A 22,328-nucleotide genomic window follows, 5' to 3' on the forward strand; every position below is an offset into this window, starting at 1 on the left:
TTATTTCATTTTTAATGGTTTTTTATTCTGTCATATGGCTTTTTTGTTTCCGTGTTTAACTAGAATGAATCATGTGGCTGGCGAATGAAGGGGAGCGATATTCTTTAAGGTGAAGGGCGTATCGGCCAGAAAAATTTCTGGTTAATCCCGGCCGGCGACAGGGATCACTGATTCACCACAGGTTAACGGAGAGACTATGAATAAAGATCAAGCCGACGGTAACTGGAAGCAGCTTAAAGGCAAAGTGAAGGAAAAATGGGGCAAGCTGACCGATGACGATCTGACAGTCATCGAAGGGAAACGCGAACAGCTGGTCGGCAAAATCCAGGAGCGCTACGGTTACCAGAAAGAGGCGGCCGAGAAAGAGGTGAAAGCCTGGGAAGATCACACCAAACACCGCTGGTAATTTGCAGGGCCGCCATTGAAGGCGGCTTGCCCAGCGCAGGCCGGCGTCGCTCTCATCCTCTGGCGCCCCGGCCGCAGGTACAGGGAGGTACCTGACTTTGTATTATTTCTTCTTGATGGCGATGCTGTGATCGTGTTCGGCGCAGTCATGCTTGCTGTCGCAAGCCTCAACCTCCACGCAGCCGGCGCACAGACCGTGCGCTTCCACCACGCTGTGCCGCAGCGCAAATCCGGCTTCCTGCGCCAGCTTCTGCAGCGTTTCTTCTACGCCTTCGGTAGTGCGTTCGGTCACCTGGCCACAGCGGTCGCAGATAAACAGTGCGGACGTATGCATAGGCTGTTCGAAATGGTGACACAACACGTAGCTGTTGGCGGACTCCACTCTATGGATAAATCCTTGTTCCAGCAGAAAATCCAGCGCGCGATAGACCGTCGGCGGCTTGGCCTGCGGTTCGGCGACGCGCAGCAGATCGAGCAGGTCATAAGCGCTGATTGCACCGGGTTGCTGAGTCATCAGACGCAGCACTTCCAGCCGTTGCGGCGTCAATCGCACATTGCGTTGTTGGCAGAGGCGTTCCGCCTGCGCCAGCAGCTTTTCCTGGGTGGTTGAGTTCATCGCAAATATCCCGGTACGTAAAAAAGCCGATTTTACCATGATTACGGCGAATCGCCGAGAGTTGCCCCCTTTTCCCCTGAGGATTGCGCAGGGAAAGGCGCGCTGAGTGCGCTAAAAGAGAGATGCATCACAACTTTTCCCCGCAGGCGGGCGGCAAATCAACGTTGCCGATTTTAGCGCTGGAGAGCCGCTGGCGAGAGCGGTATAACGCGCTTCACCCGCGTGACGAACAGGAGCCTTGTGTGATGACGGAAAGAGAGAAGCTGTTAAGCGGCCTGGAGTACAACAGCCGCGATGAAGAACTGATTGCGATGTACCATCGGGCCAGGGCGTTGACCAAACGCCTGGGGGCGCTGGATTCGCATCAGGCGGACGAGAAAAACCGCCTGCTCGGCGAACTGTTCGGCGCCTGGGGCGAGGCGAGCTGGATCGAAACGCCGTTCTGGTGCGACTACGGGCAGCATGTCCGCATCGGTAAAAACTGTTTTATCAACGTCAATGCGGTGTTCCTCGACTGCAATACCATCACCATCGGCGACAACACGCTGATCGGCCCCAACGTGCAAATCTACACGCCGAGCCACCCGCTCAAGGCCGGTGAACGCTTTACCGGCGACCCGGCCTTTCCTTTCCGCACCTCGGCGCAGCCGGTGTCCATCGGCAGCAACGTATGGATCGGCGGTAACGTGGTGATCTTGCCGGGCGTGACCATCGGCGACGGCACGACTATCGGTGCGGGCAGCATCGTGACCGGCGACATCCCGGCCAACGTGCTGGCGCTGGGGCAGCCGTGCCGGGTTATCCGCACGTTGGAATAGGGGGGAAGCGAAGGCGGTTTTCCCAACGGCGCCGATTGTCGTTATAATAGCCGTTTGCGGCCGCGCGCCGTTCGTTAAACCCAGACAGACTCAGGTAGCCAGTAACTCAGCATGACGAAAGACAATCACGCCCCAACCTACGCCGCCAATCGTTTCTCCATCGCGCCGATGCTCGACTGGACCGATCGTCATTGCCGTTATTTCCACCGCCTGTTGACCAAGGAAACGCTGCTGTACACCGAAATGGTGACCACCGGCGCGATCATTCACGGCAAGGGCGACTACCTGGCCTACAGCGAAGAAGAGCATCCGGTGGCGCTGCAGCTGGGCGGCAGCGATCCGGCCGCGTTGGCGCACTGCGCCAAACTGGCGGAGCAGCGCGGTTACGACGAGATTAACCTCAACGTCGGCTGCCCGTCCGATCGCGTGCAAAACGGCATGTTCGGCGCCTGTCTGATGGGGCAGGCGACGCTGGTCGCCGACTGCATCAAGGCGATGCGCGACGTGGTGTCGATCCCGGTGACGGTGAAGACCCGCATCGGCATCGACGATCAGGACAGCTACGCCTTCCTGTGCGACTTTATCCAAACCGTCGCCGGGCGCGGCGAGTGCGACATGTTCACCATCCACGCGCGCAAGGCCTGGCTCTCCGGCCTCAGCCCGAAAGAGAACCGTGAAGTGCCGCCGCTCGACTATCCGCGCGTTTATCAGCTGAAGCGGGACTTTCCGGCGCTGACCATCGCCATCAACGGCGGGGTGAAAACGCTGGAAGAGGCGCAGCAGCACCTGCAGCATCTGGACGGGGTGATGATGGGGCGCGAGGCGTATCAGAATCCGGGCATCCTGGCGCGGGTCGACAGCGAACTGTTCGGCGCGCAGACCGCAGTGCCGGACAGCGTGGCGATCGTCGAAGCGCTGTATCCGTATATCGAGCGCGAGCTGTCCAACGGCACCTATCTCGGCCACATCACCCGCCACATCCTCGGTTTGTTCCAGGGCGTGCCGGGCGCGCGCCAGTGGCGTCGCCACCTGAGCGAGAACGCCCACAAGCCGGGTGCCGATGCGCGGGTGGTGGAGCAGGCGCTGGCGCTGGTGCGTCAGCCGCGTGTGGAAATGGCGTAACCCACAAAAATCTTGACCAACAGTTAGTCTTTTTCGCCAGGTATTCGGCGCGTTGCCGGATGCCTACCCTGTTTTTTCAATAGGTTAGCCCTTTCGCCATTCTGGCACGCTTCTTGTAATTCCCTCTGCAGATACGTTGAGTTGCAAAGGAGCAATCATGTTGGAAATCTTCTTTCTCATTGGCTTTGTGGTGATGCTGATGGTGACCGGCATCTCGCTGCTGGGGATCTTCGCTGCGCTGTTGGTGGCGGCGGCGTTCATGCTGTTGGGCGGGTTGTTCGCGGTGGTCATCAAGCTGCTGCCGTGGCTGATTTTGGCGGTGGTCGGGGTATGGATTTACCGTTCGATGCAGAAACCGCAGGCCAGGCGTTACTGATTTTTTGCTGAATAATCAGTCAGTCGCGATGAAACTTGCACAACTTGCCGCCCCGCTAATGCGGCAGCGATCACAGCTTGGCAGTTTTGCCGCGCGATGTGGCACATAAAGCGTGTTTTTTGCCGGACGGGGCTGTTAGGATGTTTGTCGATGCAGTGATGCGACCGATTTCATCACCGTGAGAGACAACCAAAATTCGTGTTGCTGAAGCAACCCCCTGTCTCTGGCGGACTCTGCTCTACCCCTACAAAACGCAGTACAGAAAGGGCTCCGCAAGGAGCCCTTTTCTTTTGCCGCTATCAGGGGATCAGCAGGCTGGAGCCGCTGGTGCTGCGGCTTTCCAGCACCTGATGCGCCCGCTGGGCGTCGGCCAGCGCAAATTTCTGCTCGTCTCTCACCTCCACCCGAATGGCGCCGCTGCCGATCAGCGAGAACAGCTCGTTGCTGGCGTACTGCAGCTCGGCGCGGTTGGTGATGTAGCCGTTAAGGGAAGGGCGAGTGACGTACAGTGAGCCCTTCTGATTCAGCAGCGCCAGATCGACGCCGGTCACCGGGCCGGAGGCGTTGCCGAAGCTGACCATCAGGCCGCGACGTTTCAGGCTGTTGAGCGAGGCCTGCCAGGTGCTTTGCCCCACCGAATCGTAAACCACGCCGACCTTCTCGCCGTGCGTCAGCTCGGCCACCCGCTGGGCGATATCCTCTTTGTGGTAGTTAATGGTGGCCCAGGCGCCGGCCTGTTTCGCCAGCGCGGCCTTTTCGTCGGAGCCGACGCTGCCGATCAGGCGCGCGCCCAGCGCTTTGGCCCATTGGCAGGCGATCAGCCCAACCCCGCCGGCGGCGGCATGGAACAGGAACACTTCACCCGGTTGTACGTCGTGGGTCTGGCGTAGCAGGTAGTGCACCGTCAGCCCTTTGAGGAAAGAAGCGGCGCCCTGCTCAAAGCTGAGATTGTGCGGCAGCAGCGCCACTTTTTCTTCCGGCACGTTGTGGACCTCGCTGTAGGCGCCGAGCGATGACTGCGCATACACCACCCGGTCGCCCGGTTTGATCGCGCTGACCCCGGCGCCGACCTTGATCACCACGCCGGCCGCCTCGGTGCCGAGGCCGCTCGGCAGGCTCGCCGGCGCGTACAGCCCGCTGCGCACATAGGTGTCGATGTAGTTGATGCCGATCGCCTTGTTTTCGATCTGCACTTCGCCGGCGGCGGGATCGAGCGGTGTAAAATCAACGTATTGCAAGACTTCCGGCCCGCCGGTGGCGGAGAATTGAATGCGCTTGGCCATATCGTTACCTCGTTTGAGTGTCTGATTTCACCCTATTCTTTTTAGTATCGGAGATCCAGTTCACCCGTGCGGAGTTCAATACCTTTTTTGCATCGGTTATGACGCAAAAATCACGTATACTCTCGCGTCAAGATCCTTCATTCGCAACCGGATAAAGACTACGTTTCATGGCAGGAAAAAAACCAACCAACAAAACAAACGCGGACGAAACCAGAGAGCGTTCCAGAGATCGTCAGATGGAAGGGCTGAAGATGCCGCCGCACTCGCTGGAGGCCGAACAGTCGGTGTTGGGCGGTTTGATGCTGGATAACGAGCGCTGGGACAACGTGGCGGAGCGCGTGGTCGCCAACGACTTCTTCAGCCGCCCGCACCGCCTGATCTTTACCGAGATGCAGCGTCTGCTGGAGATGAGCAAGCCTATCGACCTCATCACCCTGTCTGAATCGCTGGAGCAGAAAGGCGAACTGGACTCGGTCGGCGGCTTCGCCTACCTGGCCGAGCTGTCGAAAAACACCCCGAGCGCCGCCAACATCGGCGCCTACGCCGACATCGTGCGCGAGCGTGCAGTGGTGCGCGAGATGATCTCGGTGGCTAACGAGATCGCCGACGCCGGCTACGATCCGCAGGGGCGCAGCAGCGAAGACCTGCTCGATCTGGCGGAATCCCGCGTATTCCAAATCGCCGAGAACCGCGCCAGCAAAGACGAAGGCCCGAAGGGCATCGAGCGCATCCTGGAAGACACCGTGTCGCGCATCGAGCAGCTGTATCAGCAGCCGCACGACGGTGTGACGGGGGTCGATACCGGCTATCAGGACCTCAACAAGAAAACCGCGGGCATGCAAAAGTCCGACCTGATCATCGTCGCCGCCCGTCCATCGATGGGGAAAACCACCTTCGCCATGAACCTGTGCGAAAACGCCGCGATGACCCAGGAAAAACCGGTGCTGATCTTCAGCCTGGAGATGCCCGGCGAACAGATCATGATGCGTATGCTGGCGTCGCTGTCGCGCGTGGATCAGACGCGCATCCGTACCGGCCAGCTCGACGACGAGGACTGGGCGCGCATTTCCAGCACCATGGGCATTCTGCTGGAGAAGCGCAACATGTACATCGACGACTCCTCCGGCCTGACGCCGACCGAAGTGCGCTCGCGCGCGCGGCGCATTTTCCGCGAGCACGACGGGCTCAGCCTCATCATGATCGACTACCTGCAGCTGATGCGCGTGCCGGCCCTGTCCGACAACCGTACGCTGGAGATCGCCGAGATTTCGCGCTCGCTGAAGGCGCTGGCGAAAGAGCTGCAGGTGCCGGTGGTGGCGCTGTCGCAGCTGAACCGAAGCCTGGAGCAGCGCGCCGATAAGCGCCCGGTCAACTCCGACCTGCGTGAATCCGGCTCTATCGAGCAGGATGCCGACCTGATTATGTTCATCTATCGTGATGAGGTGTATCACGAGAACAGCGATCTGAAAGGGATCGCGGAAATTATTATCGGTAAGCAGCGTAACGGCCCGATCGGCACCGTGCGCCTTACCTTTAACGGCCAGTGGTCGCGTTTCGATAACTACGCGGGGCCACAATACGATGACGAATAATCAGCTAAGGAACTGAAATGAAAGCGGCAACCGCTGTAATCGACCGCCGCGCTCTGCGACATAATCTGCAACAGGTGCGCCGTCAGGCGCCGCAAAGCCGCCTGATTGCCGTTGTGAAAGCAAACGCTTATGGACATGGCCTGCTGGAAACAGCACACACCCTGCAAGACGCCGACTGCTACGGCGTGGCGCGCATCGGCGAGGCGCTGATGCTGCGCTCCGGCGGTATCGTTAAACCGATCCTGCTGCTGGAAGGCTTCTTCTGTGCCGAAGATCTGCCGGTGCTGGTGGCGAACAACATCGAAACCGCGGTGCACAGCATCGAACAGCTCGAAGCGCTGGAGCAGGCCGAGTTGGCACGCCCGGTGCCGGTGTGGATGAAGCTCGATACCGGCATGCATCGGCTGGGAGTGCGCCCCGAACAGGCGGAGGCGTTTTATCAGCGCCTGTGCGCCTGCCGCAACGTGGCGCAGCCGGTCAATATCATGAGTCACTTCAGCCGCGCCGATGAGCCGGAATCCGACGCCACCCTGAAACAGATCGCCTGCTTCGAGCAGTTCGCGCGCGGCAAACCGGGCCAGCGCTCGGTCGCCGCGTCCGGCGGCACGCTGCTGTGGCCGGATGCCCACAACGAGTGGGTGCGTCCCGGCATCATTTTGTACGGCGTGTCGCCGCTGGAAAACGGCAGCGGCGCCGAGCATGGGCTGCAGCCGGCGATGACGCTGAAGTCCAGCCTGATCGCGGTGCGCGAGCACCGGGCCGGCGAAGCGGTCGGCTACGGCGGCACCTGGGTAAGCCCGCGCGATACCCGGCTGGGCGTGGTGGCTATGGGGTACGGCGACGGCTACCCGCGCAGCGCGCCGACCGGTACGCCGATCCTTATCAACGGCCGCGAAGTGCCGATCGTCGGCCGGGTGTCGATGGACATGATTTCGGTCGATCTCGGGCCGGACGCCGCCGATAAGGTGGGGGATGAAGCGGTGCTGTGGGGCCAGGCGCTGCCGGTCGACCGCATCGCCGCCTGCACCGGCATCAGCGCTTACGAACTGATCACCAAGCTCACGCAGCGCGTGGCGATGGAATACATCGGCGACTGATACACAGCAGGGCCGACGCGCGTCGGCCCCGTTTCTCAGCGCGTTACTTCTTTACCGCCAACCATTTATCGATAACTTTCTGATACTCGCCGGTCGCTTTGGCCAGGTGCAGCCACTGATCCACATACAGTTTCCAGCTCAGATCGTCGCGCGGCAGCATGTAGGCTTTCTCGCCGTACTGCATCGGTTTGGTCGGATTCACCGCGCACAGCTTCGGATAGCGCTTCTGCTGGTACAGCGCCTCGGAGGCGTCGGTGATCATCACGTCCGCCTTGCGGTCCACCAACTGCTGGAAAATGCTCATGTTGTCGTGCGTCAGCGTCAGTTTGGCCTTCGGCAGATAGGCGTGCACGAAGGCTTCGTTGGTGCCGCCCGCCGGTTCCAGCAGGCGCACCGACGGCTTGTTGATCTGCTCGAGAGTGCGGTATTTCTTCACGTCGGTGCAGCGCACCAGCGGGATTTTGCCGTCGGTATCCAGCTTGTCGGCGAAGAACACCTGCTTTTGCCGCTCCAATGTGACGGAGATGCCGCCCATCGCAATGTCGCACTTGCCGGAGGCGAAGTCCGGCGTCAGAGTTTTCCAGCTGGTCTTCACCCACTTCACTTTCGCGCCCAGGCTCTTGGCCAGCGATTCCGCCATGTCGATATCGATGCCTTCATAGCTGCCGTCTTCCTTGAGGAAGGTATAGGGCTTGTAGTCGCCGGTGGTGCAGACCTCCAGGGTCTTTTGCTGCAGCACCTTGTCCAGGTGGGATTGCGCGCCGGCGCTGCCGGCGGCGAGCAGCAGCGCGAGGGGGAGTAACTTTTTCATCTGGCGTCCTTTTTATACATTCGTGGTTTTATGCGTTACTTCGCCGTTAATTGTCGTTTGCCTGCATGAGTTAGCCGTTTTTTATGCCGCTTACCGGCGAAAACGCCGGGCGTTGCTGCTGTACGCGATTTAAGCGCCAGGGTGTGACGTCGGCAACGGTAAAAAAACTGGTAGGCTGTAACGTCAACATTTATTAACACAGTTTACAGGTGGCTATGTACAACATTGACGATTTTGATATGAAAATCCTGACGCTGTTACAGGCCAACGGCCGTCTGACCAATCAGGAGCTGAGCGAGCTGGTGGGGCTCTCCGCCTCCCAGTGTTCACGGCGGCGCATCAGCTTGGAGCAGGCGCAGCTGATCCGCGGCTACCACGCGCGGCTGGCGCCGGAGGCGGTCGGCCTGGGGCTGGTGGGGCTGATCGAAGTCAGCCTGATCACGCACGCGCAGGAGCAGATCGACAGCTTTCATCAGATGCTAGAGGACGTGGACGCGATACTTGACGCTTACAAGACTACCGGCGACGCCGATTACCTGCTGAAAGTGGCGGTGGCAGACCTGCCGGCGCTGAGCGAGTTCATCAGCCAGACGCTGTCGCCGCACAAAAGCGTGGCGCATATCAAAACGGCGGTGGTGCTCAATCGCATCAAGGAAAACGGTTTATTGCCGGTGGCGCGAGAAAGCTAAAACCGAATGCGGTTTTCCGTCTATATTAGGAACGTAACGCTGTGCCCAAACCACAATAAATAAACCAGGAGAAAACCCCCGTGTTCCAGAACGTTGACGCCTATGCCGGCGATCCCATTCTGTCGCTGATGGAAAAATTCAAACAAGACCCGCGCGCGCACAAGGTGAACCTGAGTATCGGCCTGTACTACGATGCGCAGGGCATCATCCCGCAGATGCGAGCGGTCGCCGCGGCGCAAGCGCAGTTGAACAGCGTCGAGCACGGCGCCTCGGTATACCTGCCGATGGAAGGGCTGCAACCTTACCGTTCCGCCATCCAGCAACTGCTGTTCGGCGCGCAGCATCCGATGCTTCAGCAGGGGCGCATCGCCACCATTCAGACCGTCGGCGGTTCCGGCGCGTTGAAAGTGGGCGCCGACTTCCTGAAAAGCTACTTCCCGGATTCGCAGGTGTGGGTCAGCGATCCGACCTGGGAAAACCACGTCGCCATCTTCAGCGGCGCTGGTTTCAAAGTGAATACCTACCCGTATTTCGACAGCGAAAGCCTGGGTGTGAAGTTCGACGCCATGCTGGCTGCGCTGAAACAGCTGCCGAAGCACAGCATCGCGCTGCTGCACCCGTGCTGCCACAACCCGACCGGTTCCGACCTGACCCCTGCCCAGTGGGATGAGGTGGTCAAGGTGATCGCCGAGCGTGAAATCATTCCGTTCCTCGACATCGCCTATCAGGGCTTCGGCGGTGGCATGGAGCAGGACGCCTACGCCATTCGCGCCATCGCGGCGGCCGGCCTGCCGTGCCTGGTGAGCAACTCGTTCTCGAAGATCTTCTCGCTGTACGGCGAGCGCGTCGGCGGCCTGTCGGTAGTGTGCGAAAGCGAAGAAGCGGCCGGGCGCGTGCTGGGTCAGTTGAAGGCTACCGTGCGCCGCAACTACTCGAGCCCGCCGAATTTCGGCGCGCAGCTGGTGGCCAAGGTGCTGAACGACGCCCAGTTGAAAACTCAATGGCTGGACGAGGTGGAGAGCATGCGTACCCGCATTCTCGAGATGCGCCATGCGTTGGTGGACACCCTGAAGAGCGCGTTGCCGCAGCGCAACTTCGATTACCTGCTGGCGCAGCGCGGCATGTTCAGCTACACCGGCTTCAGCGCGGCGCAGGTCGATCGCCTGCGTGAAGAGTTCGGCGTCTACCTGATCCACAGCGGCCGCATGTGCGTGGCCGGCCTGAACCACAACAACGTGCGTCAGGTGGCCGAGGCGTTTGCCGCGGTGCAGTAACGCCTGTTAGTCTGAACGGACGTTCATCGGGGAGCGATAGCGATATCGCTCCTTTTTTATTGCCGGCGCGCCGCCGAAGTTGCTGCAAACCGGAGAGAGAATATACTGATTGTGGGGCGCTCACTCATGTGGCATCAGCAAACGCTAATCCTCAGCGCAAAAGCGCGTGGCTTTCATCTGGTTACCGACGAGATCGTCAACCAGTTAACCCACTTACACCGCCTGCAAACCGGCCTGCTGCATCTGTTGCTGCAGCATACCTCGGCCTCGCTGACGCTCAACGAGAACTGCGATCCCACGGTGCGAGCCGATATGGAGCAGCATTTCCTGCGTCAGGTGCCGGAACACGCATCCTATCAGCATGATTACGAAGGGCCGGACGACATGCCGGCGCACATCAAATCCTCGCTGCTGGGCGCTTCCTTGACGCTGCCCGTCAGGCACGGGCGGCTGACGTTGGGCACATGGCAGGGCATCTGGCTGGGGGAGCACCGCATCCACGGCGGAGCACGCCGTATTGTGGCCACATTACAGGGGGAATAACCCAATGAATAACAGCGCATTGCTGGAGTACTGCATGGCGAAGCCGGGCGCGGAACAAAGCGACCAGAACCAGTGGCAGGCCAGTCAGATCAAGGTGGGCGACGTGATGTTCGCCATGGTGTGCGAGGTCGAAGGGCGGCCGGCGCTGGCGGTCAAGTCCAGCCCGGAGCTGGCGGAAAGCCTGCGTGAACACCATCCTGAGATCGTCGCCTGTGCCGGCCTGAACAAGGCGCACTGGAACACGGTGTTTCTCGACGGCAACCTGCCGAACTCGCAGTTTTACACGCTGATCGACAGCTCCTATCAGCTGGTGGTGGAAGGCCTGCCCGAACACGTGCGCCAGGAACTGCGCGCCTGATTGCCGGGCGGCGCCACCGCCCATTTTTCTCCTGTTTTTTCGTGTCAAAGCGTGATCGCGGCTTTAAGTTGGGAACGTTCCCTTTTTCTTGCCAGGCAAAAGCGGCTACGCTTGGGCATTCAAGAAATGCGGGTAAAATTAATTAAGGAGGCCGACATGGCCATCAGCGAAGAAAAGCGCAAGATGATCGCCGGAGAATTGTACGACGCTGGCGATGACCTGCTGCGCAGCGAGCGTCGGCGCGCGCGCCAGCTGACGCATCGCTATAACCACTCCTCGCCGGAAGAGGGCGAGCTGCGCAAACAGTGGCTGGACGAGCTGCTGGGCGGCTATCAGGGCGGCACCATCGAGCCGACCTTCCGCTGCGACTACGGCTATAACATTTATCTCGGCAAGCACTTCTACGCCAATTTCGACTGCGTGATCCTCGACGTGTGCGAGGTGCATATCGGCGACAACTGCCTGCTGGCGCCGGGCGTGCATATCTACACCGCGACCCATCCGCTGGACGCCGAGACCCGCGTCGGCGGCGCGGAGTTCGGCAAGCCGGTCAGGATTGGCGACAACGTATGGATCGGCGGGCGCGCGGTGATCAATCCGGGCGTGACCATCGGCGACAATGCGGTCGTGGCCTCCGGCGCGGTGGTGACCAAAGACGTGCCGGCCAACTGCGTGGTGGGCGGCAACCCGGCCAGGATCATCAAGCAGCTATAAAAAACGGGCGCCGCCGGGCGCCCGTTGTCATCAGGCTCGCAGCGAGTCGATATCCACCACGAAGCGGTACTTCACGTCGCTTTTCAGCATGCGTTCATAGGCTTCATTAATTTGCTGCATCGGGATCAGCTCGATATTCGACGTAATGCCGTGTTGGCCGCAGAAGTCCAGCATCTCTTGCGTTTCCGCGATGCCGCCGATCAGCGAACCGGCGATGCGGCGGCGCTTCATGATCAGGTTGAACACCTGCGGCGACGGGTGATCGTGCTCCGGCGCGCCGACCAGCGCCAGGGTGCCGTCGCGGCGCAGCAAGTTGAGGAACGGATTCAGATCGTGCTGGGCCGCCACCGTGTTGAGGATGAAATCGAAGCTGTTGACGTGCTGCGCCATCTCCTCCGGGTTGCGCGAAATCACCACTTCATGGGCGCCGAGGCGCTTGGCGTCTTCTATTTTCGACGGTGAGGTGGTGAACAGCACCACGTGCGCGCCCATCGCCCGCGCCAGTTTGACGCCCATGTGCCCCAGCCCGCCGAGGCCGACGATGCCGACCTTTTTGCCCGGTCCCGCGCCCCACTGGCGCAGCGGCGAATAGGTGGTAATGCCGGCGCACAGCAGCGGCGCGACTCCGGCCGGATCGAGATTTTCCGGCACTCGCAGTACGAAGTCCTGATCCACCACCAGATTGGTGGAGTAGCCGCCGTAGGTCACGGCGCCGGTCTGGCGGTCCTGACCGTTATAGGTGCCGGTAAAGCCGTTCTCGCAATACTGTTCCAGCCCCTCATCGCAGCTCGGGCAGCTGCGGCAGGAATCCACCATGCAACCGACGCCGACCAGATCGCCGACCCGGTAACGCGAGACATGGCCACCGACGGCGCTAACGCGGCCGACGATTTCGTGGCCCGGCACCACCGGGTAAATCGTATTGCTCCATTCGTTGCGAGCCTGATGCAGGTCCGAATGGCACACGCCGCAGAACAGCACCTGAATTTGCACATCGTGGTCGCGCAGGGCGCGCGGTGGGTAATCGAAAGGCACCAGCGCAGACTTCGCATCATGCGCGGCATAGGCATGGGTAATGTTCATGGTCGCTCCAGTTATCAATGTATGGGGGACAACGCTTGGCCGGCAGCGGAGTGCCGGTGAGACGCGGCCTGAATCAGACAGGGCGGCCGCCGAGGGAACATTGATGATAAAAGCGGTGAGCGCGGAGGGAAATGCCTGAAAATGTCGAAACCTTGCCCGTTTCTGTTTGATTGCAGCGAAACGGGTCAGCGTGCGGGCCGCCTGAGCGACGGCCCGCACGCCGGCGATACTACTTGTTCAACAGCGGTTTCAGGAAGCGCGCGGTGTGCGATTTTTCACACTCGGCCACGGTTTCCGGCGTGTCGGCGACCAGGATCTCGCCGCCGCCGCTGCCGCCTTCCGGCCCCAGATCGACGATCCAGTCGGCGGTCTTGATCACGTCCAGGTTATGCTCGATGACCACGATGGTGTTGCCCTGATCGCGCAACTGATGCAGTACCGCCAACAGCTGTTGAATATCGGCGAAGTGCAGGCCGGTAGTCGGTTCGTCGAGGATATACAGCGTCTGGCCGGTGCCGCGTTTCGACAGCTCGCGCGCCAGCTTGACGCGCTGCGCCTCACCGCCGGAGAGCGTGGTGGCCGACTGGCCGAGGCGGATGTACGACAGGCCGACATCCATCAGGGTCTGTAGCTTGCGCGCCAGCGCCGGCACCGCGTCGAAGAACTCACGCGCTTCTTCGATGGTCATCTCCAGCACTTCGTGGATGCTCTTGCCCTTGTACTTCACTTCCAGCGTTTCGCGGTTATAGCGCTTGCCCTTGCATTGGTCGCATGGCACATAGATGTCCGGCAGGAAGTGCATCTCGACCTTGATCACCCCGTCGCCCTGGCAGGCTTCACAGCGCCCGCCCTTGACGTTGAAGCTGAATCGGCCCGGCGTATAACCGCGGCTGCGCGACTCCGGCACGCCGGCGAACAGCTCGCGCACCGGGGTGAAGATGCCGGTGTAGGTGGCCGGGTTAGAGCGTGGCGTACGGCCGATCGGGCTCTGGTCGATGTCGATCACCTTGTCGAAATGTTCCAGGCCGGTCACTTCGCGGAACGGCGCTGGCTCGGCGATGGTGGCGCCGTTGAGCTGGCGCTGGGCGATCGGGAACAGCGTATCGTTGATCAGCGTCGATTTGCCGGAGCCGGACACGCCGGTGATGCAGGTAAACAGGCCGACCGGCAGCGTCAGCGTCACGTCCTTCAGGTTGTTGCCGCGCGCGCCGCTCAGCTTCAGCACCTTGGTCGGATCGGCCTGCACGCGCTGCGCCGGAATGGCGATCTCGCGTTTGCCGCTGAGGAACTGGCCGGTCAGCGAGTCCGGCTGTGCCATGATGTCGTCGACGGTGCCTTCCGCCACCACCTGGCCGCCGTGCACGCCGGCGCCGGGGCCGATGTCGATCACGTGGTCGGCGGCGCGGATGGCGTCTTCGTCATGCTCCACCACGATCACCGTGTTGCCGAGGTTGCGCAGGTGGATCAGCGTTTCCAGCAGGCGCTCGTTGTCGCGCTGGTGCAGGCCGATCGACGGCTCGTCCAGCACGTACATCACGCCCACCAGGCCGGCGCCGATCTGGCTGGCCAAACGGATACGCTGCGCTTCGCCGCCGGAGAGCGTCTCCGCCGAGCGGGACAGTGACAGGTAGTTCAGGCCGACGTTCACCAGGAACTTCAGGCGATCGCCGATCTCTTTCAGCACTTTTTCGGCGATCTTGGCGCGCTGGCCGCTGAGCTTCATGTTCTGGAAGAAGGTCATCGCATGGCCGATGCTCAGATCGGAGATCTCCGGCAGCGTGGTGTCTTCGACGAACACGTTGCGCGCTTCTTCGCGCAGGCGGGTGCCGTGGCACGAGGCGCAAGGGCGGTTGCTGATGAACTTCGCCAATTCTTCGCGCACTGCGCTGGATTCGGTCTCTTTATAGCGGCGTTCCATGTTGTGCAGCACGCCTTCGAACGGATGGCGGCGCACGGTGGTGTCACCGCGATCGTTGATGTATTTGAATTCTATCGACTCTTTGCCGGAACCGCTTAGCACCGCTTTCTGCACGTCGGCGCTCAGGGTGTTGAACGGCGCTTCGACGTCGAACTCATAGTGCTCCGCCAGCGAGCGCAGCATCTGGAAGTAATAGAAGTTACGACGATCCCAGCCACGGATCGCGCCGCCGGCCAGCGACAGCTCGGGGTTTTGCACCACGCGATCCGGATCGAAGAACTGCTGCACGCCCAGGCCGTCGCAGGTCGGGCAGGCGCCGGCCGGGTTGTTGAAAGAAAACAGGCGCGGCTCCAGCTCGCGCATGCTGTAGCCGCAGATCGGGCAGGCGAAGTTGGCGGAGAACAGCAGCTCGTCCGCTTTCTCGTCGTCCATATCCGCCACCACCGCAGTGCCGCCGGACAGTTCCAGCGCGGTTTCGAACGATTCGGCCAGGCGCTGCGCCATGTCGTCGCGCACCTTGAAGCGATCGACCACCACTTCGATGGTGTGTTTCTTCTGCAGCTCCAGCTTCGGCGGGTCGGACAGATCGCACACTTCACCGTCGATGCGCGCGCGGATATAGCCCTGGGCGGCCAGGTTTTCCAGCGTTTTGGTGTGCTCGCCCTTGCGGTCTTTCACCACCGGCGCCAGCAGCATCAGGCGTTTGCCTTCCGGCTGGCTCAGCACGTTATCGACCATCTGGCTGACGGTTTGCGCCGCCAGCGGCACATGGTGATCCGGGCAGCGCGGCTCACCGACGCGGGCGAACAGCAGGCGCAGGTAGTCGTGGATCTCGGTGATGGTGCCGACCGTGGATCGCGGGTTGTGCGAGGTGGATTTTTGCTCGATGGAGATCGCCGGCGACAGGCCTTCGATATGATCGACGTCCGGCTTTTCCATCAGCGACAGGAACTGGCGCGCATAGGCGGAGAGTGATTCGACATAGCGCCGCTGCCCTTCGGCATACAGCGTATCGAAAGCCAGCGATGACTTGCCGGAACCGGACAGGCCGGTGACGACGATCAGTTTGTCACGCGGGATGATCAGGTTGATGTTTTTCAGATTATGGGTTCGAGCACCACGAACTTCGATATTGTCCATTTACACTTCCCGTCTTGATGATACACCGCGCCTGTCGCGATTTTTGCGGGGGATTTTGTGATGGATCTCGCAAAAAACCGGCACAGCCTGGTCGAAACGCATAATTATGACACAAAAAAACCTGAATGAATATCCAGTATGCGAATGCAACAAGGTCGATCGAAAAGACAATTCTGGAATGCAATTCGCACTTATCAACACGGGTGTGGTTTCGCACTCAGCGTGGTAAACTGACGCGTTTATACTGTGTAGAAATCAATCATCGGGAGAAGTGCTCATGGCCAGCAGAGGCGTAAACAAAGTAATTCTGGTCGGGAATCTGGGTCAGGATCCAGAAGTCCGTTACATGCCGAACGGCGGCGCAGTGGCCAACATTACCCTGGCGACCTCCGAAAGCTGGCGTGACAAGGCGACCGGCGAACAGAAAGAGAAGACCGAGTGGCACCGCGTCGTGCTGTTCGGCAAACTGGCCGAAGTGGCGGGCGAATACCTGCGCAAAGGCTCTCAGGTCTACATCGAAGGCTCCCTGCAGACCCGTAAATGGACCGATCAGTCCGGCGTGGAAAAATACACCACCGAAGTGGTGGTTAACGTCGGCGGCACCATGCAGATGCTGGGCGGCCGTCAGGGCGGCGGCGCACCGGCCGGTCAATCTGCCGGCGGCCAGGGCGGTTGGGGCCAGCCTCAGCAGCCACAGGGCGGCAACCAGTTCAGCGGCGGCCAGCAGCAGTCTCGCCCGGCGCAGAACAGCGCTCCGGCAGCCAGCAGCAACGAACCGCCAATGGATTTCGACGACGATATCCCGTTCTGATATCCGGCTGTTTGCAGCCAACAAAAAGCCCCTTTACGGGGCTTTTTGTATTTCAGGGGGCGTTACGCCGAGAAGCCGCCGTCGATGCTCAGGCTGGCGCCGGTGATGTAACCCGCCTGCGGGCCGGCGAGGTAGGCGACGAAGCTGGCGATCTCTTCATCTTTGCCGTAGCGGCCGATCGCCATCAGCTGCTTGAGTTGATCGGCGAATTCGCCGGCGTCCGGGTTCATCTCGGTGTCCACCGGGCCGGGCTGCACGTTATTGACGGTGATGCCGCGCGGGCCGAGATCGCGCGCCATGCCTTTGGTCAGGCCGACCAGCGCCGATTTGCTCATCGCATACACCGCCGCGCCGCCGAACGGCACGCGCTCGGCGTTGGTGCTGCCGATGTGGATGATGCGGCCGCCGTCGTTCATGTGGCGCGCCGCCTCCTGGCTGGCGACGAACACGCTGCGCACGTTGACCGCCAGCATGCGATCCAAATCGTCCAGCGCCAGCTCCTCGGTGCTGCCCAGCGTAAACACTCCGGCGTTGTTCACCAGAATATCCAGATTGCCGAACTGGCTGACCGCCTGGTGCACCGCCTGCTGCAGCGCTGCCGCATCGGCGCTGTCGGCCTTGATGGCGAGGGCTTTGCCGCCGGCGGTGGTGATGGCGCTTGCCACCGCTTCGGCGCGATCGGCCGAGGCGGCGTAGGTAAAGGCGACGGCGGCGCCTTCGCTCGCCAACCGTTTAACGATGGCGGCGCCGATGCCGCGTGAACCGCCTTGAACGAACGCGACTTTGCCTTGTAGAGGATGTGCTGTGGTCATGTTATTTCTCCAAAGTGGGTGAGGGTAAAGTAAAGTGCCGGCATTCAGTATCGGAGATCGCCGGCACGGCCACTAGCCACAAAGAGCTATAATCAGTTCAAACCATTAGTTTGAAATCCATAGAGGAAAAGTATGCTGGGACACCTGGAATGCTTCGTCAGCAGCGCGGAAAACGGCAGCTTTTCCGCCGCCGGCCGCAAGCTGGGCCTCAGCCCGGCGGCGGTGGGCAAAAACGTCACCCGGCTGGAGACGCTGGTTGGCGTGCGCCTGTTCCAGCGCAACACTCGCCAGCTGATCCTGACCGAAGAGGGTGAGCGTTTTTTGCAGGAAGTCAGCGGTGGTCTGCAGTCGATTCAGTGCGCGTTGAAGGGCCTGAGCAGCAGCGGTGGCGTGGCGGCCGGCAGCCTGAGGATCAGCATGGGCACCGCTTTCGGTCTGAATTTCGTGTTGCCGATGTTGCCGGATTTTCTGGCGCGTTATCCGGCGATCGTGCCGGACTGGCATTTTGATAATCGCCAGGTGGATCTGATCGGCGAGCACTTCGACGCCGCGTTGGGCGGCGGCATCGAACTGGCTCAGGGGATGATTGCGCGCGAGCTGGCGCCCGCACACGGCGTGTTGGTGGCTTCGGCGGATTATCTGCGGCAACGGCCGCCGCTGCGGCAGCCGGAACAGCTGGCGCAACACACCGGGATTTTCATCCGTTCGCCGCAGACCGGGCGTATCCGCCATCAGCCGCTGCGCAATGCGGAAAACGAGCAGCATGCGCCGGCGATGGCGATCGGCATGACGGTAAACGAGCCGGAGGCGGCGGCGCGGGCGGCGGAAATGGGCTTGGGCATTGCCTTGATCGCCATGCCGAATGCGGTGCCTTATCTGGAAAACGGCCGCCTGGTGCGGGTGTTGCCGGGCTGGTATGTCGATCGCGGCAGCATGCACCTTTATTTTCCCACCACCAAATTCTTACCGACCAAAACCCGGGTTTTTGTCGATTTCATCACCGAGCAGTTTCGCCTGCAGAAGCTGGCGACACGCTTCGACGCTCGCTAAAACGAGAAAAGCCCCTTGCGGGGCTTCTTTCTTCCGTCGGTTGGCTGTTCGACGATCAGTTGAAGATTTCTGCGGTGCCGTACAGTTTGTTCTGGCCACCGGCGGCGACGATGCGGTATGAGCTGGCGCCCGACGCGGCGGCTTTGCTGGCCAGTTCGCTTTCCAGCGCGCTCAGGTTGGTGGCGCCGCTAACGGAGACTACGCCGATTTTCTGGGCGTCTGCAGCGGGTTGGCTGGAAGGCAGGTCAGCGGCGAAGGTAGCGAAAGAAGCGGTAGCCAGCAGCGCAGCGGTAGCAAAAATTTTGACGTTTTTCATGATGTATTCCTCAGCGTATTGATTGGATGAGAGCCCGTTGTCTCTCGATGTGTTAAATAGTAGTGCGGCAGATTGGAATAAAAAATCGGAGAGTTTTGAGTATCTCTATCAAATAAATTGATTGTTTTTTCACCCGCTGGCGCGCGGTAAAAATCGCCACTACCCTTTACAGACGATCTTTAACCGGAGAAGCGTAATGACGGTAAACGCGTTTATCGGCAGCTGGGCGCTGGTGTCGTCGGTGTTCAAAAACCAGAACGGCGAGCTGAATTACCCGCTGGGCGAGCAGGTGTTGGGGCGCATCCACTATGAGGCCAACGGCACGATGGCGGCGCAGCTGTACAGCGCCGTGCGGCCGCGTTTCGCCGCCGACGATTTGGCGCAGGGGTCCGAGCGGGAGATCCGCGCGGCCTTCATCAATATGATTTGCTACTTCGGCCGCTATCAGGTGGAGGAAAGCGAGCAGCGGGTGGTGCATCAGGTCGAAGGCTGTTCGTTCCCCAACTGGGTAGGCAGCCGTCAGATGCGTTTTTACGCTTTCAGCGGCGATCGGCTGACGTTGCGCACGGTCCCCTTGCAGCTCGGCAATGGCGTGCAGGTGGGCGAACTGGTGTGGCAGCGGACAGGAGCTTCTTTATGATCATTGTTCATCATCTCAATCACTCACGGTCGCAGCGCATTCTGTGGTTTCTGGAAGAGCTGGGCGTGCCCTATCAGGTGCAACGCTACGAACGCGATCCGCAGACCATGCTGGCGCCGGCGGCGCTGAAAAAGATCCACCCGCTGGGCAAATCGCCGGTGATCGTCGACGGCGATCTGACGCTGGCGGAATCCGGCGCCATCATCGAATACCTGCAGGAAGCCTATGACGCGCAAGGGATGTTCATGCCGACCGACTTCCACGCGCGCCAGCAGTATCGCTACTGGCTGCACTACGCCGAAGGATCGCTGATGCCGCTGTTGGTGATGAAATTGGTGTTCAGCCGTCTCGGGCAGCCGCCAATCCCCTGGCTGCTGCGGCCAGTGGCCGGCGCGATCGGCAAGGGCGTGCAGCGCGAATATCTCGACAAGCAGATCGCGCCGCAGTGCGAATTCCTCGAACAGCACCTGAACAAGGGCAGCTGGTTCGTCGGCAACGACTTCAGCGCGGCGGACATTCAGATGAGCTTCCCGCTGGAAGCGATGGCGGCGCGCGGCGCGTTGGATGATTGCCCGAAGCTGCGCGGCTTTCTGCAGCGCATTCACGCCCGGCCCGCCTACCAGCGGGCACTGGAGCAGGGCGGCCCTTACGACCTGCTGAGCTAACCGGATGGGCTATACTCGATGGGGTCATTCTTCATCGGAGGTAGCCCATGGCTACGCAAATCTTCGTTAACCTGCCCGTACGCGATCTGCCCGCCTCGATGGCGTTTTTCACCCACCTGGGTTTCACTTTCAACCCGCAATTTACCGATGACACTGCCGCATGCATGGTGGTCAGCGACACGATTTACGTGATGCTGCTGACCCATGAAAAATTCAGGGTGTTTACCCCGAATCCGATCGGCGACGCCAAACAGACCACCGAAGTGCTGGTGTGCCTGTCGCAGCCCAGCCGGGCGGCGGTGGACGAACTGGTGCGCAAGGCGGTCGCCGGCGGCGGCAACACTTATCACCCGCCACGGGACTACGGCGTGATGTACGGCCACGGTTTTCAGGATCTGGATGGCCATATCTGGGAATTGATGTATATGGATCCCGCCGCGGTGCAGACGCAATAATCTCGCCGTGACGGCGTTCGCCGGGGCGCCCGTCGCCCCGGTTTTATCGTGCAGGCGCCATTCCCGCCACTTTCTGCATAAATTGCCGCGATCTTTAGTTGATTAGACGCTATGGAAGGCAGGATAATCGTTTGCCTTGAATAAACCACCATAAATTACCCGTACCGCGCGCGGCGAGTTAAACGTTTGCCTTGGTGCGCATCGCCGTTGGCGATGCGACGGAAGGGCAAGGATGCGGAACGTGACGTAAACGATTACGTGGCGATCGGGCGCGGGCGAGATTACAGGCCTGCTGTAACGGGCCGATTCATGAAACACAGGGGAAGTAACCTATGTCGAACTCTCAAGCGAACCACGCCGCAAAACCAACCGGCGGGCTTGATGGCTATTTTAAAATTTCCGCGCGCGGCAGCAGCGTGCGTCAGGAAGTGGTGGCGGGGCTGACCACCTTCCTGGCGATGGTGTACTCGGTGATCGTGGTGCCGAGCATGCTGGGCAAAGCGGGCTTCCCGCCGGCGGCGGTGTTTGTCTCCACTTGCCTGGTGGCCGGTCTGGGCTCGCTGCTGATGGGGCTGTGGGCTAACCTGCCGATGGCCATCGGCTGTGCGATTTCATTGACCGCTTTCACCGCCTTCAGCCTGGTGCTGGGCCAGCACATCAGCATTCCGGTGGCGCTGGGCGCGGTGTTCGTGATGGGCGTGCTATTTACCATTATCTCGGTCACCGGCATCCGCGCCTGGATCCTGCGCAACCTGCCGATGGGGGTGGCGCACGGCACCGGCATCGGTATCGGTCTGTTCCTGCTGCTGATCGCCGCCAACGGCGTCGGCCTGGTGGTGAAGAACCCGCTGGATGGCCTGCCGGTGGCGCTCGGCGCGTTCACCTCCTTCCCGGTGGTGATGACGCTGGTCGGCCTGGCGGTGATCTTCGGCCTGGAAAAACTGCGCGTGCCCGGCGGCATTTTGCTGGTGATCATCGCCATTTCCATCATCGGCCTGATCGTCGACCCGGCGGTGAAATACCAGGGGCTGTTCGCCATGCCGAGCCTGGCGGATGCTGACGGCAAATCGTTGATCTTCAGCCTGGATATCATGGGCGCATTGCAGCCGGTGGTGTTGCCGAGCGTGCTGGCGCTGGTGATGACCGCGGTGTTCGACGCCACCGGCACCATCCGCGCGGTGGCCGGGCAAGCCAACCTGCTGGATAAAGACGGGCAGATCATCAACGGCGGCAAGGCGCTGACCTCGGATTCCCTGAGCAGCATCTTCTCCGGCCTGGTGGGCGCCGCGCCCGCCGCGGTCTACATCGAATCCGCCGCCGGCACCGCCGCGGGCGGCAAGACCGGCCTGACCGCCACCGTGGTCGGCATTCTGTTCCTGCTGATCCTGTTCCTGTCGCCGCTGGCCTATCTGGTGCCGGTCTATGCCACCGCACCGGCGCTGATGTACGTCGGCCTGCTGATGCTGAGCAACGTCACCAAGCTGGACTTCAACGACTTCGTCGACGCGATGGCCGGCCTGCTGTGCGCGGTGTTCATCGTACTGACCTGCAACATCGTTACCGGCATCATGCTGGGCTTCAGTTCGCTGGTCATCGGCCGCATCTTCTCCGGCGAATGGCGCAAGCTGAACATCGGCACCGTGCTGATCGCCGTGGCGCTGGTGGCGTTTTACGCCGGCGGCTGGGCGATTTAAGCCCCTCGGGTTTCCCTCGCCCGATGGGCGGGGGAATCTGTCACGG

24 protein-coding genes are annotated in these 22,328 nt (G+C 60.9%); 17 read left to right on the forward strand and 7 right to left on the reverse strand.

Annotation, left to right across the window (positions count from 1 at the left end; translation table 11 throughout):
• The first annotated feature begins 196 nt into the window (after positions 1–196).
• Positions 197–406 carry a CsbD family protein gene (locus ACUTSC_RS00220; protein WP_004936743.1) on the forward strand — a complete coding sequence of 70 codons (210 nt, stop codon included), beginning with the start codon at positions 197–199 and terminating at the stop codon, positions 404–406.
• Between the two features lie 102 nt (positions 407–508).
• Here the strand turns inward: ACUTSC_RS00220 and zur are convergent, their stop codons facing one another.
• Complete coding sequence (zur, locus tag ACUTSC_RS00225; protein WP_015379223.1) at positions 509–1,021, reverse strand: zinc uptake transcriptional repressor Zur; 513 nt, start codon at positions 1,019–1,021, stop codon at positions 509–511.
• Between the two features lie 245 nt (positions 1,022–1,266).
• On the opposite strand from zur, the gene ACUTSC_RS00230 reads away from it, so the two are divergent.
• The 3 genes from ACUTSC_RS00230 (at position 1,267) to pspG (ending at position 3,337) form a co-directional block, all read left to right on the forward strand.
• A complete protein-coding gene (locus tag ACUTSC_RS00230; RefSeq protein WP_197767613.1) occupies positions 1,267–1,839 on the forward strand; it encodes a sugar O-acetyltransferase in 573 nt (190 codons plus the stop codon).
• Positions 1,840–1,950: 111 nt separating this feature from the next.
• Positions 1,951–2,961, forward strand: coding sequence for a tRNA dihydrouridine(20/20a) synthase DusA (gene dusA / locus ACUTSC_RS00235; protein WP_019453217.1), 1,011 nt, complete (start codon positions 1,951–1,953; stop codon positions 2,959–2,961).
• 157 nt (positions 2,962–3,118) lie between these two features.
• Complete coding sequence (pspG, locus tag ACUTSC_RS00240; RefSeq protein ID WP_025304448.1) at positions 3,119–3,337, forward strand: envelope stress response protein PspG; 219 nt, start codon at positions 3,119–3,121, stop codon at positions 3,335–3,337.
• A 299-nt stretch (positions 3,338–3,636) separates the two neighbouring features.
• On the opposite strand, the gene ACUTSC_RS00245 is transcribed toward pspG, so the two are convergent.
• On the reverse strand, positions 3,637–4,620 hold the full coding sequence (locus ACUTSC_RS00245) for an NADPH:quinone reductase (RefSeq protein ID WP_197767583.1): 984 nt from the start codon (positions 4,618–4,620) through the stop codon (positions 3,637–3,639).
• Positions 4,621–4,787: 167 nt separating this feature from the next.
• Here ACUTSC_RS00245 and dnaB point away from each other — a divergent pair, with 167 nt between their 5' ends.
• Positions 4,788–6,212 carry a replicative DNA helicase gene (gene dnaB, locus ACUTSC_RS00250; protein WP_025160134.1) on the forward strand — a complete coding sequence of 475 codons (1,425 nt, stop codon included), beginning with the start codon at positions 4,788–4,790 and terminating at the stop codon, positions 6,210–6,212.
• A gap of 17 nt (positions 6,213–6,229) precedes the next feature.
• A complete protein-coding gene (alr, locus tag ACUTSC_RS00255; RefSeq protein ID WP_197767582.1) occupies positions 6,230–7,309 on the forward strand; it encodes an alanine racemase in 1,080 nt (359 codons plus the stop codon).
• Between the two features lie 43 nt (positions 7,310–7,352).
• On the opposite strand, the gene ACUTSC_RS00260 is transcribed toward alr, so the two are convergent.
• The gene (locus ACUTSC_RS00260; RefSeq protein WP_047729740.1) at positions 7,353–8,120 is read right to left on the reverse strand and encodes a transporter substrate-binding domain-containing protein; all 768 of its coding nucleotides are present in this window, start codon (positions 8,118–8,120) and stop codon (positions 7,353–7,355) included.
• 215 nt (positions 8,121–8,335) lie between these two features.
• On the opposite strand from ACUTSC_RS00260, the gene ACUTSC_RS00265 reads away from it, so the two are divergent.
• The 5 genes from ACUTSC_RS00265 (at position 8,336) to maa (ending at position 11,698) form a co-directional block, all read left to right on the forward strand.
• Positions 8,336–8,809, forward strand: a complete 474-nt coding sequence (locus tag ACUTSC_RS00265; RefSeq protein WP_038874314.1) for an Lrp/AsnC family transcriptional regulator — start codon at positions 8,336–8,338, stop codon at positions 8,807–8,809.
• Between the two features lie 80 nt (positions 8,810–8,889).
• Entirely contained in the window at positions 8,890–10,083 is a 1,194-nt protein-coding gene (locus ACUTSC_RS00270) for an amino acid aminotransferase (RefSeq protein WP_049195296.1), read from the forward strand.
• Positions 10,084–10,209: 126 nt separating this feature from the next.
• Positions 10,210–10,626: a secondary thiamine-phosphate synthase enzyme YjbQ gene (locus ACUTSC_RS00275; protein WP_197767581.1), complete on the forward strand. Its 417-nt coding sequence runs from the start codon at positions 10,210–10,212 to the stop codon at positions 10,624–10,626.
• 4 nt (positions 10,627–10,630) lie between these two features.
• Positions 10,631–10,984: an MmcQ/YjbR family DNA-binding protein gene (locus ACUTSC_RS00280; protein ID WP_038874311.1), complete on the forward strand. Its 354-nt coding sequence runs from the start codon at positions 10,631–10,633 to the stop codon at positions 10,982–10,984.
• Between the two features lie 156 nt (positions 10,985–11,140).
• Positions 11,141–11,698: a maltose O-acetyltransferase gene (maa, locus tag ACUTSC_RS00285; RefSeq protein ID WP_197767580.1), complete on the forward strand. Its 558-nt coding sequence runs from the start codon at positions 11,141–11,143 to the stop codon at positions 11,696–11,698.
• Positions 11,699–11,728: 30 nt separating this feature from the next.
• Here the strand turns inward: maa and ACUTSC_RS00290 are convergent, their stop codons facing one another.
• Together ACUTSC_RS00290 and uvrA are read right to left on the reverse strand one after the other, a co-directional pair.
• Positions 11,729–12,781, reverse strand: a complete 1,053-nt coding sequence (locus ACUTSC_RS00290; protein WP_197767579.1) for a zinc-binding dehydrogenase — start codon at positions 12,779–12,781, stop codon at positions 11,729–11,731.
• Positions 12,782–13,010: 229 nt separating this feature from the next.
• Complete coding sequence (gene uvrA, locus ACUTSC_RS00295) at positions 13,011–15,839, reverse strand: excinuclease ABC subunit UvrA (protein ID WP_197767578.1); 2,829 nt, start codon at positions 15,837–15,839, stop codon at positions 13,011–13,013.
• 277 nt (positions 15,840–16,116) lie between these two features.
• On the opposite strand from uvrA, the gene ssb1 reads away from it, so the two are divergent.
• Entirely contained in the window at positions 16,117–16,650 is a 534-nt protein-coding gene (gene ssb1 / locus ACUTSC_RS00300; RefSeq protein ID WP_063988542.1) for a single-stranded DNA-binding protein SSB1, read from the forward strand.
• A 62-nt stretch (positions 16,651–16,712) separates the two neighbouring features.
• Here ssb1 and ACUTSC_RS00305 read toward each other — a convergent pair whose 3' ends face one another.
• Positions 16,713–17,462: a 3-oxoacyl-ACP reductase family protein gene (locus tag ACUTSC_RS00305; RefSeq protein ID WP_445653024.1), complete on the reverse strand. Its 750-nt coding sequence runs from the start codon at positions 17,460–17,462 to the stop codon at positions 16,713–16,715.
• Positions 17,463–17,594: 132 nt separating this feature from the next.
• Here ACUTSC_RS00305 and ACUTSC_RS00310 point away from each other — a divergent pair, with 132 nt between their 5' ends.
• Positions 17,595–18,512, forward strand: a complete 918-nt coding sequence (locus tag ACUTSC_RS00310; protein ID WP_049201481.1) for a LysR family transcriptional regulator — start codon at positions 17,595–17,597, stop codon at positions 18,510–18,512.
• Positions 18,513–18,567: 55 nt separating this feature from the next.
• On the opposite strand, the gene bhsA is transcribed toward ACUTSC_RS00310, so the two are convergent.
• Entirely contained in the window at positions 18,568–18,828 is a 261-nt protein-coding gene (gene bhsA / locus ACUTSC_RS00315; RefSeq protein WP_025304435.1) for a multiple stress resistance protein BhsA, read from the reverse strand.
• A gap of 196 nt (positions 18,829–19,024) precedes the next feature.
• Here bhsA and ACUTSC_RS00320 point away from each other — a divergent pair, with 196 nt between their 5' ends.
• The 4 genes from ACUTSC_RS00320 to ACUTSC_RS00335 all read left to right on the forward strand — a co-directional run bounded on the left by ACUTSC_RS00320 (position 19,025) and on the right by ACUTSC_RS00335 (position 22,282).
• Positions 19,025–19,468, forward strand: a complete 444-nt coding sequence (locus ACUTSC_RS00320) for a lipocalin-like domain-containing protein (protein WP_197767576.1) — start codon at positions 19,025–19,027, stop codon at positions 19,466–19,468.
• Positions 19,465–20,133 carry a glutathione S-transferase N-terminal domain-containing protein gene (locus tag ACUTSC_RS00325; protein WP_197773939.1) on the forward strand — a complete coding sequence of 223 codons (669 nt, stop codon included), beginning with the start codon at positions 19,465–19,467 and terminating at the stop codon, positions 20,131–20,133. Before ACUTSC_RS00320 ends, ACUTSC_RS00325 begins: the two co-directional genes overlap by 4 nt.
• 47 nt (positions 20,134–20,180) lie before the next feature.
• A complete protein-coding gene (locus ACUTSC_RS00330; RefSeq protein WP_197767575.1) occupies positions 20,181–20,588 on the forward strand; it encodes a VOC family protein in 408 nt (135 codons plus the stop codon).
• Positions 20,589–20,920: 332 nt separating this feature from the next.
• Positions 20,921–22,282, forward strand: a complete 1,362-nt coding sequence (locus ACUTSC_RS00335; RefSeq protein WP_197767574.1) for an NCS2 family permease — start codon at positions 20,921–20,923, stop codon at positions 22,280–22,282.
• Positions 22,283–22,328: the final 46 nt, after the last annotated feature.

Source organism: Serratia sp. TSA_105.2 (assembly GCF_052692115.1).

Bases quoted from the DNA above. Each gene is read 5' to 3' on its own strand.
- ACUTSC_RS00220 (WP_004936743.1), top strand. From the start codon at position 197: ATGAATAAAGATCAAGCCGACGGTAACTGGAAGCAGCTTAAAGGCAAA.
- zur (WP_015379223.1), bottom strand. From the start codon at position 1,021: ATGAACTCAACCACCCAGGAAAAGCTGCTGGCGCAGGCGGAACGCCTC.
- ACUTSC_RS00230 (WP_197767613.1), top strand. From the start codon at position 1,267: ATGACGGAAAGAGAGAAGCTGTTAAGCGGCCTGGAGTACAACAGCCGC.
- dusA (WP_019453217.1), top strand. From the start codon at position 1,951: ATGACGAAAGACAATCACGCCCCAACCTACGCCGCCAATCGTTTCTCC.
- pspG (WP_025304448.1), top strand. From the start codon at position 3,119: ATGTTGGAAATCTTCTTTCTCATTGGCTTTGTGGTGATGCTGATGGTG.
- ACUTSC_RS00245 (WP_197767583.1), bottom strand. From the start codon at position 4,620: ATGGCCAAGCGCATTCAATTCTCCGCCACCGGCGGGCCGGAAGTCTTG.
- dnaB (WP_025160134.1), top strand. From the start codon at position 4,788: ATGGCAGGAAAAAAACCAACCAACAAAACAAACGCGGACGAAACCAGA.
- alr (WP_197767582.1), top strand. From the start codon at position 6,230: ATGAAAGCGGCAACCGCTGTAATCGACCGCCGCGCTCTGCGACATAAT.
- ACUTSC_RS00260 (WP_047729740.1), bottom strand. From the start codon at position 8,120: ATGAAAAAGTTACTCCCCCTCGCGCTGCTGCTCGCCGCCGGCAGCGCC.
- ACUTSC_RS00265 (WP_038874314.1), top strand. From the start codon at position 8,336: ATGTACAACATTGACGATTTTGATATGAAAATCCTGACGCTGTTACAG.
- ACUTSC_RS00275 (WP_197767581.1), top strand. From the start codon at position 10,210: ATGTGGCATCAGCAAACGCTAATCCTCAGCGCAAAAGCGCGTGGCTTT.
- ACUTSC_RS00280 (WP_038874311.1), top strand. From the start codon at position 10,631: ATGAATAACAGCGCATTGCTGGAGTACTGCATGGCGAAGCCGGGCGCG.
- maa (WP_197767580.1), top strand. From the start codon at position 11,141: ATGGCCATCAGCGAAGAAAAGCGCAAGATGATCGCCGGAGAATTGTAC.
- ACUTSC_RS00290 (WP_197767579.1), bottom strand. From the start codon at position 12,781: ATGAACATTACCCATGCCTATGCCGCGCATGATGCGAAGTCTGCGCTG.
- uvrA (WP_197767578.1), bottom strand. From the start codon at position 15,839: ATGGACAATATCGAAGTTCGTGGTGCTCGAACCCATAATCTGAAAAAC.
- ssb1 (WP_063988542.1), top strand. From the start codon at position 16,117: ATGGCCAGCAGAGGCGTAAACAAAGTAATTCTGGTCGGGAATCTGGGT.
- ACUTSC_RS00305 (WP_445653024.1), bottom strand. From the start codon at position 17,462: ATGACCACAGCACATCCTCTACAAGGCAAAGTCGCGTTCGTTCAAGGC.
- ACUTSC_RS00310 (WP_049201481.1), top strand. From the start codon at position 17,595: ATGCTGGGACACCTGGAATGCTTCGTCAGCAGCGCGGAAAACGGCAGC.
- bhsA (WP_025304435.1), bottom strand. From the start codon at position 18,828: ATGAAAAACGTCAAAATTTTTGCTACCGCTGCGCTGCTGGCTACCGCT.
- ACUTSC_RS00320 (WP_197767576.1), top strand. From the start codon at position 19,025: ATGACGGTAAACGCGTTTATCGGCAGCTGGGCGCTGGTGTCGTCGGTG.
- ACUTSC_RS00325 (WP_197773939.1), top strand. From the start codon at position 19,465: ATGATCATTGTTCATCATCTCAATCACTCACGGTCGCAGCGCATTCTG.
- ACUTSC_RS00330 (WP_197767575.1), top strand. From the start codon at position 20,181: ATGGCTACGCAAATCTTCGTTAACCTGCCCGTACGCGATCTGCCCGCC.
- ACUTSC_RS00335 (WP_197767574.1), top strand. From the start codon at position 20,921: ATGTCGAACTCTCAAGCGAACCACGCCGCAAAACCAACCGGCGGGCTT.